9 protein-coding genes are annotated in these 14,139 nt (G+C 53.0%); 3 read left to right on the top strand and 6 right to left on the bottom strand.

Annotated features, from left to right (window positions below):
* Window positions 1-9: 9 nt before the first annotated feature.
* The gene (fdhF, locus tag AC6I4B_RS12255; protein WP_497765448.1) at window positions 10-2,157 is read right to left on the bottom strand and encodes a formate dehydrogenase subunit alpha; all 2,148 of its coding nucleotides are present in this window, start codon (window positions 2,155-2,157) and stop codon (window positions 10-12) included.
* A 142-nt stretch (window positions 2,158-2,299) separates the two neighbouring features.
* On the bottom strand, window positions 2,300-3,772 hold the full coding sequence (locus AC6I4B_RS12250) for a nucleobase:cation symporter-2 family protein (protein WP_497765447.1): 1,473 nt from the start codon (window positions 3,770-3,772) through the stop codon (window positions 2,300-2,302).
* 473 nt (window positions 3,773-4,245) lie between these two features.
* Between AC6I4B_RS12250 and ygfT the strand changes: the two genes are divergently transcribed.
* Window positions 4,246-6,186 carry a formate-dependent uric acid utilization protein YgfT gene (ygfT, locus tag AC6I4B_RS12245; RefSeq protein ID WP_497765445.1) on the top strand — a complete coding sequence of 647 codons (1,941 nt, stop codon included), beginning with the start codon at window positions 4,246-4,248 and terminating at the stop codon, window positions 6,184-6,186.
* Complete coding sequence (locus tag AC6I4B_RS12240; RefSeq protein ID WP_497765444.1) at window positions 6,183-6,659, top strand: 4Fe-4S dicluster domain-containing protein; 477 nt, start codon at window positions 6,183-6,185, stop codon at window positions 6,657-6,659. The genes ygfT and AC6I4B_RS12240 overlap by 4 nt, the downstream gene beginning before the upstream one ends.
* Before the next feature lie 151 nt (window positions 6,660-6,810).
* Here the strand turns inward: AC6I4B_RS12240 and AC6I4B_RS12235 are convergent, their stop codons facing one another.
* The 4 genes from AC6I4B_RS12235 to AC6I4B_RS12220 all read right to left on the bottom strand — a co-directional run bounded on the left by AC6I4B_RS12235 (window position 6,811) and on the right by AC6I4B_RS12220 (window position 13,306).
* Window positions 6,811-7,674: a YopJ/AvrA family T3SS effector serine/threonine acetyltransferase gene (locus AC6I4B_RS12235; protein ID WP_497765442.1), complete on the bottom strand. Its 864-nt coding sequence runs from the start codon at window positions 7,672-7,674 to the stop codon at window positions 6,811-6,813.
* Window positions 7,675-8,048: 374 nt separating this feature from the next.
* Entirely contained in the window at window positions 8,049-9,383 is a 1,335-nt protein-coding gene (ssnA, locus tag AC6I4B_RS12230; protein WP_497765441.1) for a putative aminohydrolase SsnA, read from the bottom strand.
* On the bottom strand, window positions 9,380-12,472 hold the full coding sequence (gene ygfK / locus AC6I4B_RS12225) for a putative selenate reductase subunit YgfK (RefSeq protein ID WP_497765439.1): 3,093 nt from the start codon (window positions 12,470-12,472) through the stop codon (window positions 9,380-9,382). The genes ssnA and ygfK overlap by 4 nt, the downstream gene beginning before the upstream one ends.
* Window positions 12,473-12,718: 246 nt before the next feature.
* Window positions 12,719-13,306: an NTP transferase domain-containing protein gene (locus AC6I4B_RS12220; protein ID WP_497772131.1), complete on the bottom strand. Its 588-nt coding sequence runs from the start codon at window positions 13,304-13,306 to the stop codon at window positions 12,719-12,721.
* A 34-nt stretch (window positions 13,307-13,340) separates the two neighbouring features.
* On the opposite strand from AC6I4B_RS12220, the gene yqeC reads away from it, so the two are divergent.
* Window positions 13,341-14,099 (top strand): selenium cofactor biosynthesis protein YqeC, encoded by a 759-nt coding sequence (gene yqeC / locus AC6I4B_RS12215; RefSeq protein WP_497765438.1) that lies wholly within the window; start codon window positions 13,341-13,343, stop codon window positions 14,097-14,099.
* The last annotated feature ends 40 nt before the right edge of the window (window positions 14,100-14,139 follow it).

Raw genomic sequence — 14,139 nt, 5'->3', positions numbered from 1 at the left:
ACAACAAACTTACCCCATCGCGCTTTCCCGCAATCGCGCTTTTAGCTTGCGATATTCCTCCACCACGTACTGCTCGGCGGCGTGTTGATCCGCAATAGGCTCCACGCGAACGGCGCAATATTTGTACTCCGGTGTTTTGGTTATCGGGCTGAGATTCTCCGTCACCAGCTCGTTACACGCGCCAATCCACCATTGATAGGTCATATAAATGGCGCCTTTATTGGGCCGTTCACTGACTTTCGCACGGGTAATAATGCGCCCCTTGCGGGAGTTCACCCAGACCAGCGCTTCATCCACAATACCCAGCCGTGCGGCATCGGTAGTGTTGATTTGCGCATAACCCGGTTCATCGGCAAGTGTTGATAGCGCAGAGCAGTTGCCGGTCATCGAACGGCAGGAGTAGTGGCCCACTTCTCGCACCGTAGATAACACCATCGGGAACTCGTCGCTGAGCTTATCGATAGGCGCAACCCAGTCACAGGTAAAGAACTGCGCCAGGCCGTTGGGCGTTGAAAACGCCTCTTTAAACAGATATGACGTCCCTTGATCGGCCTGTGATTCATCGCGGCAAGGCCACTGCACATTGCCCAGCTCGCCCATTTTCTCGTAGGTTGCACCGTAGAAATCCGGGCACAGATGCCGCAACTCATCCCAGATTTCCTCGGTGTTGTGATAATGCATCGGATAGCCCATGCGGGTGGCAATTTCGCTGATAATCTGCCAGTCGGTTTTGAGATCCCACTCGGGTTCCACCGCTTTAAAGAAACGCTGAAAACCCCGGTCTGCTGCGGTGTAGACGCCTTCATGCTCGCCCCACGAGGTGGAGGGCAGAATGACATCGGCAGCCGCCGCTGTTTTGGTCATGAAAATATCCTGCACGATCACCAGTTCCAGCGTGTCGAAAGCCTTACGCACGGCGGAGAGCTCGGCATCCGTTTGTAGTGGATCTTCCCCCATAATGTACGCCGCGCGCACTTCACCGTGTTCCGCACGATGCGGCAGCTCACTAATGCGATAGCCGGTATGCGCAGGCAGGCTTGCCACCCCCCACGCTTTGGCAAACTTCTCGCGGTTTTCCGCCACCTTCACGAACTGATAGCCCGGGAAGGTATCCGGCAACGCGCCCATATCACAGGCTCCCTGAACGTTATTTTGCCCACGAACCGGGTTAACCCCCACGCTCGGTTTCCCGAGATTGCCGGTTAAAATGGCAAGGCTTGTCAGTGAGCGCACGGTTTCAACCCCTTGATAAAACTGGGTGACGCCCATGCCCCATAAAATCGTCGCCGTCTTAGCCGTGGCATACAGCCGCGCACAGGAACGAATATCTTGCGCGCTGACGCCGGTTATCGCCTCGACCGATTCCGGCGTATAGCCCGCCACAATTTTACGGTATTCATCAAAACCTTCAGAACGCTGGGCGACAAACGATTTGTCGTACAGGTTCTCAGCAATAATGATGTGGCCAAGCGCATTCAGTAGCGCAATGTTAGAGCCATTTTTCAGCGCCAGATGGAGGTCGGCGATACGGGCGGTTTCAATTCGCCGGGGATCGCAGACGATAATCTTCGCGCCGTTACGTTTGGCGTTAATGACGTGATTGGCGACGATAGGGTGTGAATCTGCCGGGTTATAGCCGAAGATAAACACTAAATCGCTGTTATCAATTTCAGTAATGGCATTGCTCATAGCGCCGTTACCGACCGATTGGTGCAGACCTGCAACCGAAGGGCCGTGTCAGACGCGTGCGCAGCAATCAACGTTATTGGTACCGATAACCGCACGGGCGAACTTTTGCATCACATAATTGGTTTCATTACCGGTTCCGCGTGAGGAACCGGTCGTCTGGATAGCATCCGGGCCATACTTCTCTTTAATGGCGCTGAGGCGAGCGGCAACGTAGTCAAGCGCCTCGTCCCAAGAGACGGACTCCAGCTTGCCACCGCGCTGGCGGCGGATCATCGGGGTTTGCAGGCGTGGCGTCAGAATGCGGGTATCGTGGACAAAATCCCAGCCGTAATAGCCTTTCAGGCACAGCGTGCCCTGGTTATTTTTGCCCATCGCCGCTTCAGCACGCACAATCTTCCCATCCTCCACAACCAGTTGCAGCTTGCAACCGGCGGCGCAGTAGGGGCAGACAGTGGTCACTTTTTTCATTATTGCCCTCCAGATAACGGTGAAACCTAAAACAACAGCCCAAAATTAAAGCGGCTGCTGATACCTAAGGCGATAGCCTGCTGAACAGCGGGGATAGTCATCAACGCCAGCGCCAGCAGGGCAAGTAACATTCGGTTTTGCATTATTCCCCCGCGCTTTGCTGCGGCAGTTGACCCTTTTGCACCTTACGCAGCAGCAACCACATCCGCACGGTTCGGACTGCCATATTGCGCGCGGCGGCACTTGGCGGCGCAGGATCCGGTTCTGGGGCTTCGTGAGAAACACGGAAGGGCACACTACCGTTGAGCGTCAGGTTGGCGACAATCGCGGTCAGCGTCCCGATGGTTATCCCGCTGTGTAAAAACAACTGCATCATCGGCGGGAACTGGGTAAACAGGTTTGGCACTAGCACGGGCATCATGCCCAGACCCAGCGTTAAGGCCACGACCATCCCGTTGTTATTATTGCGATAGTTCACCTGGCCGAGGGTACGAATGCCGGATACCGCGACCATGCCGAACATCACGATCCCCGCACCGCCGAGCACCGGTTTTGGGATCAACACCACCAGCGCCGCCATTTTGGAAAATACGCCCATCAAAATGAGAATGGCCCCTGAAACTGACACCACAAAGCGGCTGCGAACGCCGGTTAAACCGATAAGCCCAACGTTCTGGGCAAAGGCGGCGTAAGGAAAGAGGTTAAAGAATCCGCAAATCGTGGTGGCTAAACCGCAGGTATTCAGGCCGTTGCGCAACATTCCTGAGTCCACTTTTTTACCGACGATATCGCCAGTTGCCATAATAGAAGACATGGTTTCAACCATGACCACCACCATGACCATCGACAACAGCGCCACCGGCACAATATGAAATTCCGGGCGCGCAAACTGCATGACCTGCGGCAAGTGAATCCACGGCGTGGCGTTAACCAGGTGGAAATCGAGCGGTTTAAAAAAGCTCCACAGGATCGTGCCAATAATCAGCCCCACCAGCACGGCGGTATTTTTGACGACCCCAGTCGCGAAGGTGTAGAGGTTGAGAATGATAACCAGCGTAATCGCGGCCATCAGCAGAGAGAAAAGATCGCCAAAACCGCTCATTTCGCTGCTGCCGCCGCCAATCCAGCCGCCCGCAACGGGCATAATCGACAGGCCGATTAAGGTCACAATGCCGCCCATCACCACTTTGGGGAAGAAGCGTATTAAGCGGCTGATCCACGGGGCGCAACATAAAATAAAGATCCCGGAGACAATCACCGAGCCTGAAATTGTGCCGATCCCGTACTCTTTGCCAATCAACACCATCGGAATCAGCGCAGCAAAGGTACAACCTTGAATTAACGGTAATCGACAGCCCAGCCAGGGGCGAATCCCCATTGATTGCACAATGGTGGCCGCACCGCAGATAAACAGATCTGCACTGATCAATAAAATAATGTGCTCGGCGGGTAAACCGACGGCATTACCCACCACTAATGGCACGGCTACCGCGCCCGCATACATCACCAACACGTGCTGCAAACCGTAGAGAATCATTTGCGTAATCGGTAGAACCTCATCGACCGGCGCGGTTGATGCCGAGGAGCGTGAGGCAGGAATGGCAGAGTCTTTCATGAAGTTAATATCTCCTGTACGACTTCAGCTCTCGTCTGTAAAGGCGAGGGGAAGTTACGATTCGAAGGCGGTCGCCTCCCTGGACTGATGTCGCCATCAGCGTGTTGCGCGCACAGCGTTATCTATGCGTAAGCTGTGCCAAAAACGCGCATTTCAGCCGCCAATGAATATATTTGTGAATTAAATCACGGCCTGTCGGCGATATAAGCCGGGCCAGAGATGAGAGATAAATGTGGGATCAGGATGGGATATCACATTGAGAGAATATATCTCTCATTTTGGTAGCGGGATTAATATCGTGACGATAATCAAAAAGCGTGAGGAAATTCTCAATGCACTGATTTTAGTGCTGTTAATCAATTTTTTGATGTGCGTCGCAAAAATAAATCCGTTCTGACAGAAAACAACAAATGCGTCTGATTATTGCATCGCTCCCCAGGATGACTTTATTGAATAATAAAAAAGGGAAGCAAATGAACAGATTTATTGTTGCCGATGTCACGAGCTGTATTGGCTGCCATGCCTGCGAGGTTGCCTGTGTTACCGCTCACCATCAGGATAGCTGGCCATTGCAGCGTCGGGATTTCCAACCGCGAATCCACGTTGTTTTCCACCGTAAAGAGAGCAGTGCCGCCACCTGCCACCACTGTAACGATGCGCCATGCGTGGCGTCCTGCCCAACCGACGCACTCTATTTTGCGAATAACAGCATTCAATTAACGCAAGAGAAATGCATTGGCTGTAAGAACTGCGTCATCAGCTGCCCGTTTGGCGCAATTGAGATGGTGTCTGCCGATGGTACTGCCCCGCAGTTGGCGCAAAAATGCGACCTGTGCAGCGAACATGCCAGTGGAAAACCGGCCTGCGTCAGCGTATGTCCAACACAAGCGCTGAGTCTGATGGATGACGCCGGTTTAGAAAAACTGCGCACGGAGCGACAAATTCGCAGCGTACAAGGGCAGGCGGTACATACGCGCCAGCCAAGCCGCCGCGAAGCGTTTTTGAGTAAACCGCCGCGCGTGGGGGCGAAAAAAGTCGAGGCGGAGGTGCGCAAAACGCATTTTGACGAAATCTACTACGGGTTGGGTCGTTGCGATGCCGAGTACGAAAGCGAGCGCTGCCTGAGCTGCGCGCAAAAAGCGTGGTGTAACTGGACATGCCCGCTGCATAACCACATTCCTGATTTTATCCGCCTGGTCAACGAAGGGAAGATTATTGAAGCCGCCGAATTGTGCCACCAAAGCAGTTCGCTGCCGGAAATCTGTGGCCGTGTATGCCCGCAGGATCGCCTGTGTGAAGGTGCTTGCACGTTAAAAAATGAGGGCGGTTCGGTCGCCATCGGTAATCTGGAGCGCTACATCACCGATACCGCGCTGGCGATGGGCTGGCGGCCACAGACTGGTGAAATCACACCGCGCAAAGAGCGTGTCGCGATTGTCGGCGCTGGCCCCGCAGGGCTGGGATGCGCCGATATCCTGGCGCGCGCCGGAGTTCAGGTTGATGTCTTCGACAAACACCCGGAAATTGGCGGGCTGCTGACCTTCGGCATTCCGCCGTTTAAGCTGGACAAACGCCTTCTTGGCGTCCGGCGGGACATTTTTAGCGAAATGGGGATTCATTTTCACCTTAATCACGAAGTGGGCCGCGATGTGGCGTTTAACGAGCTGGTGGCCAATTACGATGCCGTATTTCTTGGCGTCGGCACTTACGGCCTGATGGCGGCAGGGCTGGAGGGGGAAGACGCCCCCGGCGTGATTCAGGCATTGCCGTTCCTGATTGCCAGCACCCGCGAGGTGATGGGGCTGGAGGAGAGCGCGGAATACCCGATGGTCGAGATAAAAGATAAGCATGTGGTGGTATTGGGCGGCGGTGATACCGCAATGGATTGCCTGCGTACGGCGGTGCGCCGTGGGGCGGCGAGCGTCACTTGCGCCTATCGCCGTGATGAACTCAGTATGCCTGGCTCGAAAAAAGAGGTGGTTAACGCCCGGGAAGAAGGCGTTGAGTTCCAGTTTAACGTGCAGCCGCAGTACATTCAGCGCAACAACAAAGGGCAGGTTACGGCGATCGGCATGATCCGCACCGACATGGGGGAACCTGGGCCAGATGGTCGCCGCCGTCCACGGCCTATCGTCGGCTCCGGTTTTGAACTGCCGGTTGACGTGCTGATTATGGCGTTTGGTTTTCAGCCGCACGATATGCCGTGGTTGCGCGGTCACAGCGTACAGCTCGACCGTTGGGGGCAAATTTGCACCGGTGGGAAAGGGCGCGGCACAACGCAAACCAGCAATGACAAAATTTTTGCTGGTGGCGATGCGGTGCACGGCGCTGATCTGGTGGTCACGGCAATGGTCGCCGGTCGGCAGGCTGCCAGTGAGATGCTCGATATGTTCAAGCGTAAGGAGGGGGTATGACCAGCTTTATCCTGGCGGATTCGGCATCCTGCATTGGCTGTCGAACCTGTGAGGTCGCCTGTGCACTGGAGCACGTGGCTGAGGGCGCGGCATTTCAGCCGCGTCTGAAAGTGCTACGCCTCGACACCTTGAGTGTGCCGGTGATGTGCCATCAGTGTGAAAATGCCCCCTGTGTGACCGCCTGTCCGGTAGCGGCGTTAACCATGGGGAGCGAGCGTGTCGAGGCTGACGCCTCGCGCTGTATTGGTTGCCAAAGCTGTGTGGTGGCGTGTCCGTTCGGGGCCATAACCATTGACGTTAGCCCACAGCAGACGGCAACCCTCATCAAATGCGACCTGTGTCATAGCCGCGAACGCGGCCCCGCCTGTATTGACGTCTGCCCAACGGCGGCATTAAGCAAGGTGAGTGAGCAGCAATTGCGCGAGATACAGAAACAACGCGAACGCGCCACGGCGGCGCTTTTTCTGCGTTAATCCGTTAGGCTCGGCACGGCATCCGTACCGAGCCTTCGCCAGCGCGAGATAGGCTTTTACCGCACCATGATGTTGATGAACAGTCGATATCCCTGCGCCTTTCTATTTTTCAACTCAGTCCCTGGGGAATGACGATTTCCATAATACATCATTATTTGAGCAGCGTTTTATACTCCGTTACTCTCTTCTTATGTACCGAAACTGATAATTCTTTGCCGTCTATAACAGATTGATTGTTATTAAACCTGTTAAGGATGGTTTCATTTTTTTTGTTAACGACCGTGTCAGTGGCCTGCGGGTGAACATTTAAATATTCATCAAGGCGTCTTTTTCCCTGAGTATGTTTGTAAAAAGTTACCGGGAGATAGGGATCTAGTTTATCGTGAGGCAAAGGGTCAACATTACCGCCCAATGTACCGTTGATATTATCTTCATGTATTTTCGATAGTTCTTCTTTCTCGGTATGAAGTTTTTTTGCCAGCGATAGGCTGAAAATTCCACACTCAGATCGACTTCGCTGAATATCCATTATCACCATAGAGAAATGACTGTCAGGTAATGGATAATGTTCAATAGCCATTTTTACCCTGATTGCGAGCATCGCTGGCGCTATACCCACAAGATTTGTTGGCTCAAACATTATCAGAGATGTTTTGCCGTTAATGTTTCTGTAATCAATTACACAAAAATGCGTTCCATCTTCCCCCATGTTAACGATGAATCTGGAATGCTCAACCCCTTGTTCGAACGTGTCTTTTATCGCGATTGAAAGATCTGGTGGTGATGCAACAAAATTAAGATTCATCTCTGGATATTTATTGTTTGCCTGAGCGACCAATGCGGGCATGATTTCTTTATCTGTAATTGAGTAACGCTTATCGATCCAGGTTCCATCCGCTATATCAACTTCTAACTGTGCGATAATATTTTTAAGTTCTTCATTACTGAACGGAGATCGTGGCTCATTCTCTGGCAAGCCATAGAATCTGTTTGTTTGTGATGCTGATTCAATCATATATTTATCCTCATTCAGGAACATTAACAGGGGTATGAGTTTATATATCAGGTAAAAGGTGTATTGTAATAAGGTGGCCAATCATTTATAGAGTGCGAAAAAAGACAAGCGGCATCAGCTATAATATTCTGATTAGAAGTGACAAGCGAGATTATATTTTCATTGATGAGTTTTTGGTTTTTGACATCATTATCCTTCCTGAGTGGAGATGTCAATATTTTCGGTAATGCTGCCGAAACTCACCCCCCTATTTCAATCTGCGGGAAAATGCCGGATGGCGCTGCGCTTATCCGGCCTACAGGATAAAACGGAGGCCGGATAAGGTGCGAGAGCACCGTCATCCGGCAATGGGGGAAGAGAATCGGAGGGTTACATTACGGCAGCCTATCCATGCGCTGCCACATTTTCGCCGCCACTTTCTGTGCTTCGGCAAAAATTGGTGCGCAATCAAAGGTGAACTGCCGGTCTTCATAAATCATCGCACCGTTGACCATCACACTGTGAACATGGTTTGACCCCATGCCAAAGGCAATATGTCCGGCAATGTTTTCCGCAATGAGCGGCGTCGGTGGCAGATAATCGCTAATGGTCAGGTCGGCCTTGTAACCCGCTTCAATACGGCCAAACTTAGCGTTAAAGTTGCGGCTGAGCAGGGTGTTGCCGTTACTGAGCGCGCGGGCAAAACTGTCTGGCCACAGCGGGCCACCGGCATCACGATGTTTAAAGAAGGCAAATTTCAGCTCCTCAAACATATCTGAACCTATACCGTCGGTTCCCAGCGCCAGATTGCGATAGGCGGTGAGTTTATGGTTATAGCCCACATGGTTATTCATGTTGGAACGGGCGTTATGAACGAGGAAACCATCACAATCATTCAGCAATTCAATGTCGGCATCAGAAAGATACAGACCGTGCGCCACCAACGTTTTGCTGTTAAGCAGGCCATATTCCGCCAGTCGCACTAACAGATCCTGGCCGTAATGGTGATGGCTATGAGAAACGTCGTAGCTGTCTTCTGCCGCGTGGATATGCAGCCCGCGCCCCGTCGCGCTTACCGCCTCGCTGAGCATCGCCAGGCCATCATTGGTGATGGTGAACGGCGCGTGGGCGCCAATATGCGCCTCAACCAGATAGGCCTCTCGCCCGACTTTACGCGCCTGGTCAATCTCGCGCGCAAAGCGGATGTTCTCCTCGACGCTGGCCTGTAACTCTTGCTGGCCGCCGTTCCGGTCGGTGGTTTCAAAGCAGGTCATACCGCGCAGGCCGACTTTCAAAAAAGCATTGCGCAACTGGCTCAGTGACCCCGCGATATAGTTCGGCGATGCATGGTGGTCTATCACCGCCGTACAGCCACTGCGAATGGCCTCCATTGCGCAAATCAACCCGCTGTAATACAACGACTCTTCATCTAATGCGCGATCCAGCCGCCACCACAGGTTTTTCAGCGTGGAGATAAAGTCCGGGCTAGGGGCGATATGGGCCTGGATGCCGCGCGATAATCCCGAATAAAAGTGGTTGTGAGAGCAGACCAGGCCTGGCATCACCAGACGCCCGTGCATATCTTTGCTATTGGCCTGGGGATAGGAGCTGCAAAGATGGCTCCCTACAGCAATAATTTCATCATTTTCGATGGCGATATCGACATTTTCTTGCACCATCGCCGGATAAAGCTGCACGACGGTCGCGTTTTTCAGAATTAAGAGGCTCATGCTTCAACGGCTCCCAGCAGGTAATGATGGTGGCGATGGACATGGCTGATAATGCGGCACATGTCATTCAGCTCTTGCGGTATCTGGGCGAACTGGCCTTGTTCATCAAGGGTTAATAGCCAGGTCTGGTCATGCTGGCGAATGTGCACGCGATTGCCTTCAACCAGGAACCCAGGATTACGGCTGTTGCTGAAGTCCTGCGCCAGGCTAAAGACGGTCACTTTGTCCTGGTATGGCTTGCCTTGCCACGGACAGAACTGCGCACAGTTACCGCACTCGTTGCAGTAGGCATCAAGGTGCAAGGTTTGATAACGGTTCTGGAAGCCAGGTACGGCAATAGATACGTTGGCGCGGTTCGGGCAGACATCAACGCATTTACTGCACACATAGTTACATTCCAGGCAGCGTGAGGCTTCCTGAGCAACAAAGGCATCGCGGTCGTCTTTATCCACCTGTGCGACGACGATGGTCCCTTTGCGGCGGTAAACCTCCGCCGGATCAACGTTGTTCCAGCGTTTATCCGCGTGGTGGCTGCGAATGTTTTCCCGCGCCAGAATAGTATCGGTGGCGCGACGTGCGTTGCCGATGGCAGAGACAATCGAAGATGGCCCGCGCTGGACGTCACCAATCAGGAATACACCGCAATGGCGGGTTTCACCGTCGGCGTTAACCTCTGGCCAGCCGTGTTCATCCAGTGGAATACCCATTGCCGCCAGCGCTTCGCCGTCCTGCTGTTCACCAATGGCGGTAATCAGCGTATCTACCTGCAAAGTCCGGGTTTCTGCGGTTTCTATCGGGCGGCGGCGGCCTTTGTCGTCAACGTCACCCAGCGTCATTACGCGCACCGTCAGCGTGCCGTCGGCATCAAACTGCTCTGGATTATTCAGGAACAGGAACTCGACGCCATCGTGCACGGCTTCTTCATATTCTTCACGCCAGGCGGGCATTTCTTGCTGAGAACGGCGGTAGATGACGGTCGCTTTTTCAACACCAGGTACGCGAAGGGCAGCGCGCGCGCAGTCCATCGCGGTATTACCCGCGCCCACGATGGCGACATGTTTACCAAGCTGTAGGTTCTCCCCACGATTAAATTCGCGCAGAAATGGCAGCGACTTACGCACGTTTGGGTTATCACCGCGCAGCGTCACGCCGCTGTTTTTATCCGTACCGGTCCCTACCAGAACGTAGCGGAACCCCTGTTGCTGGAGCTTTTCAACGGTCAACTGCGGGTCGCAGCCGTAAACGATGTTAACGCCGTGGCTGACGACAAAATCAATATCCTGCTGGATAAGTTCGCCGGGGATACGGAACTGCGGAATAATATTACGCACCACGCCACCGGCGTTGGCTTCACGCTCAAATAACGTGACACTGTAACCGGCTCGCGCCAGGAAATAACCCGCCGCCAGCCCCGCAGGACCTGCGCCAATCACTGCCACCGGATGCAACGCACCGGAGCCAGCCGGTTTGTGCCAGCGCTGCTGGTACTCATCCCAGCCTTTTTCGAGGGCGATTTTTTTCAACTCGCGGATGTTCAGCGCACTGTCATAGTCCAGACGGGTACAGTTGTACTGGCACTGGTGATCGCAAATATGGCCGGTGATCGCAGGCAGTGCGTTACGCTGGTAGATAAGCTCCAGTGCATCGGCATAGTGCTGTTCACCCATCAGGCGGATGTATTCCGGGATGTCTTGCTTAATGGCGCACGCCGTGACGCATGGCGCGACATAACAGTCGGTCATCGGCAATTTCTCGCCGACATCAATGCGGTCGTCCGGTTTCCACTGTTTCTGGGTATAGGCCATACTGACGGCTTTTTCTGCCAGCGCATTCAGGCGCGCAACGTCAACCTGAGTCATGTTCCAGCCATCGGCCTGTTCCAGCTCGCGCATACATTCACTCAAACGCAGATACCCCCCCGGTTTGAGCAGGTCGGTAGCCATCGTGATAGGGCGAATACCGGTTTCAAAAATTTCGCGGATATTCAGCTGGCTCGCACCGCCGGAGTAGGAGATCGGCAGTTTGCCGTCAAATTCGCGGGATAGCAGGGCGGCGACGTTGATTGATAACGGGAACAGCGCGCGCCCGGACATATACATTTCATCGCCCGGCAGCGCGCCTTTGTTATTCACCGTGCCCAGGGTGTTGGTCAGCTTCACGCCGAAGCCCAGATTTTTGGTTTTCGCTAATTGCATCAGACGTTTGAGCATCGCCAGCGCCTGGTCGATTTTCAGGTCATGTTCAAACGACGCTTCATTCAGGCCGATATAATCAAAACCGCAGGTATCGAGAATTTCCCGCACGCGCGGGTAGCCCAGCAGCGTAGGGTTGAGCTTCACAAAGGTATTGAGCTGTTTTTCTTCCAGCATGTAGCGGCAGATCGCTTCGATTTCGTCCGGCGGGCAGCCGTGCATGGTGGAGAGCGTAACGCCCTGCACCAGATTGGCCGGTATGCGCTGAGTTAACGTTTCCAGTTCAGCGCGTGGATAGCGGGCGCGGAAGGCGGCATGGTGCAGCCAACGGTCGAGCGTTTCACGGTACTGCGCGAATTTTGGATGGTCGGCAGCATTCATCATGTTATCGATAAACTGCTGCATCGGCGGCTGTTTAATCCCATCCAGGTTGTAACCGACACTCATATTGAAAATAAATGATTTACCGTCTTTCACCGGCGTTAACGGCAGCACCTGTTCCAGCAGGTGGAGGATAAACCAGGCTTTCAGGTATTCATCCCATGCTTTCAGCAAGGTGAATTCGGTAGACCATTCGGTGTTAAAGCATTCATCTTCTGCATCGATACAGGGTTTTTCCAGCTCCAGACGGTCGAGAATTTGTACGGTTTTCAGCTCAATAAACCGCCCACCGGTCAGCCAGGAGGTAATAATGTTTTGTGCCAGTTGCGTGTGTGGCCCGGCCGCAGGGCCAACAGGCGTTACGCAGGGTTCGCCAAAAACGCTAAGCCGTTGTGGGGTAGCGGGTGAGTAGAATTGTTGTTCTGGAATACCGAAGATAGACCGGTGATGGTGGTATTCATCAAAAATGCGCGTCAATAATTCCTCAAATGGAACGGGACGCATGATATCTCCCATAATCCTCTCCTTAGACTGACCTGATAAATCGAATGAACCGCAAAATCGGCGGATATGGAGAGGAATAGCAACAATCACACCAGGTGTTTTTAATAGCGCTGAGAATGCACGGAATTGTGAGAGAGATCTAAAGTTGAGCCAGGTTTGTGAATATGTGCAGGGTATGCAGATGAGAATTAAAATCACTCAATGGCCGTGGTTTTTGTTATTTCTCAAAAACAACGGTTATCTATCAATATGAGAATATCACTCCGGCATTCGCTTATTTTGATAATCCTGAAGACGTTTAAAATCATCCGGCGTATCGACATCAAAAATAATCTCAGGATAATCCAGCGCAACGATTTTATGCTTATTGGCCAGCAGGCAGCGGCGCACGGATGAACCGCCATCATGTTGTAAATTCTGATGCAGAGTACCGCGCTGCGCCAAAATTGGATGCCCAGGAGTACCTTGATAGTGGGGCAATACAGCGCCGTTAAACCGTTGTTGCCACAGGATATGGAATATTTCCCGATGCAGGCAGGGCAAATCGCCGTGACTGATGAAACAATAATCAGCGCTGGCCGCCTGGACACCGGTTAATACTGAGGAAAATAGCCCCTGGCGATAATCGGGATTATGAACCAGCGTCACACCAGGCATGTGCGAATAGCGCGCCTCAATTTCCTGATGTCGATAACCGGTCACCAAAATAATATGCGTACAAAATTGCTGCGCATTTTTAATACTTGCATCAAGTATTGTGCCATTGCGCCAGGGTAACATCATTTTCCATTGTCCCATCCGCGAAGAAAGTCCTGCGGAGGTAATAATACAGTCGGCTTGTTTCATATACCCTTCAGAATGATGGAGTCGCCAATACACCATGGAAAATATACCGCACGTCGAAGCGCTATTTTGTGATTTAAACGCCACTGCCAGCCCGTTACTGATTTCCGCCGTGGGCGCTGGCGGGAAAACCAGCACATTATTATGGCTGGCGAGGTTATTTCAGCAGGCTGGACGGCGAGTGTTACTGACTACCACCACGCATATGTTTCTTCCAGAGCACCTGCCGGTGACGTTTTGCCGTGATCCACTAAGCCTGCCCGCCGGAGTATGGCAACGCCCGCTACAGGCCTGTTTTTCCGCCTGGCTGCCGGATGTGGGCAAAGTTAAAGGGTTCACGCCCGCTCAACTTGATGCCTTACTGGCGGCGGGAAATGTCGATGTTGTGCTGGTAGAAGCTGACGGCGCTCACGGTTTTGCCATCAAAGCGCCAAATGAGCATGAACCTTGCATCCCTTTATCCTGTTGTTGCGTAGTTGCTGTAATGGGGGCAGGGATGCTCGGGAAAGCTCTTGGGCCAACGACAGTCCATCGTTGGCCACTTTTTTCCCGGATAACCGATGCCACGCCGGATGACAGGCTGGATTGGCCCATGCTGCATCGTTTCGTTCAGCATCCTCAGGGGGCATTTAAAGGCGTCCCGCCAGGATGTCGGCGTATCTGGCTGCTCAACCAGCTTTCTCAAAATGAGAATGTTCAGGAGGGCGAGCTGTTGATTCGCGGTACGGTAGACGCTATCTGGGCCGGTTCGGTACAGGAGAGTCAGGCAATTACGCGCAGACGAGTGAGAAAGTGACTCCATACTGGGGTAATGAAAGGATATCCATTTGAGGTTG

This window comes from Kluyvera fluvialis (assembly GCF_059725275.1).
This window is presented reverse-complemented; position numbering and strand designations above follow the sequence as displayed.

What these genes read in the sequence shown, in the direction of transcription:
- AC6I4B_RS12250 (WP_497765447.1), bottom strand. Translation starts at nt 3,772, where the DNA reads ATGAAAGACTCTGCCATTCCTGCCTCACGCTCCTCGGCATCAACCGCG.
- ygfT (WP_497765445.1), top strand. Translation starts at nt 4,246, where the DNA reads ATGAACAGATTTATTGTTGCCGATGTCACGAGCTGTATTGGCTGCCAT.
- AC6I4B_RS12240 (WP_497765444.1), top strand. Translation starts at nt 6,183, where the DNA reads ATGACCAGCTTTATCCTGGCGGATTCGGCATCCTGCATTGGCTGTCGA.
- AC6I4B_RS12235 (WP_497765442.1), bottom strand. Translation starts at nt 7,674, where the DNA reads ATGATTGAATCAGCATCACAAACAAACAGATTCTATGGCTTGCCAGAG.
- ssnA (WP_497765441.1), bottom strand. Translation starts at nt 9,383, where the DNA reads ATGAGCCTCTTAATTCTGAAAAACGCGACCGTCGTGCAGCTTTATCCG.
- ygfK (WP_497765439.1), bottom strand. Translation starts at nt 12,472, where the DNA reads ATGGGAGATATCATGCGTCCCGTTCCATTTGAGGAATTATTGACGCGC.
- AC6I4B_RS12220 (WP_497772131.1), bottom strand. Translation starts at nt 13,306, where the DNA reads ATGAAACAAGCCGACTGTATTATTACCTCCGCAGGACTTTCTTCGCGG.
- yqeC (WP_497765438.1), top strand. Translation starts at nt 13,341, where the DNA reads ATGGAAAATATACCGCACGTCGAAGCGCTATTTTGTGATTTAAACGCC.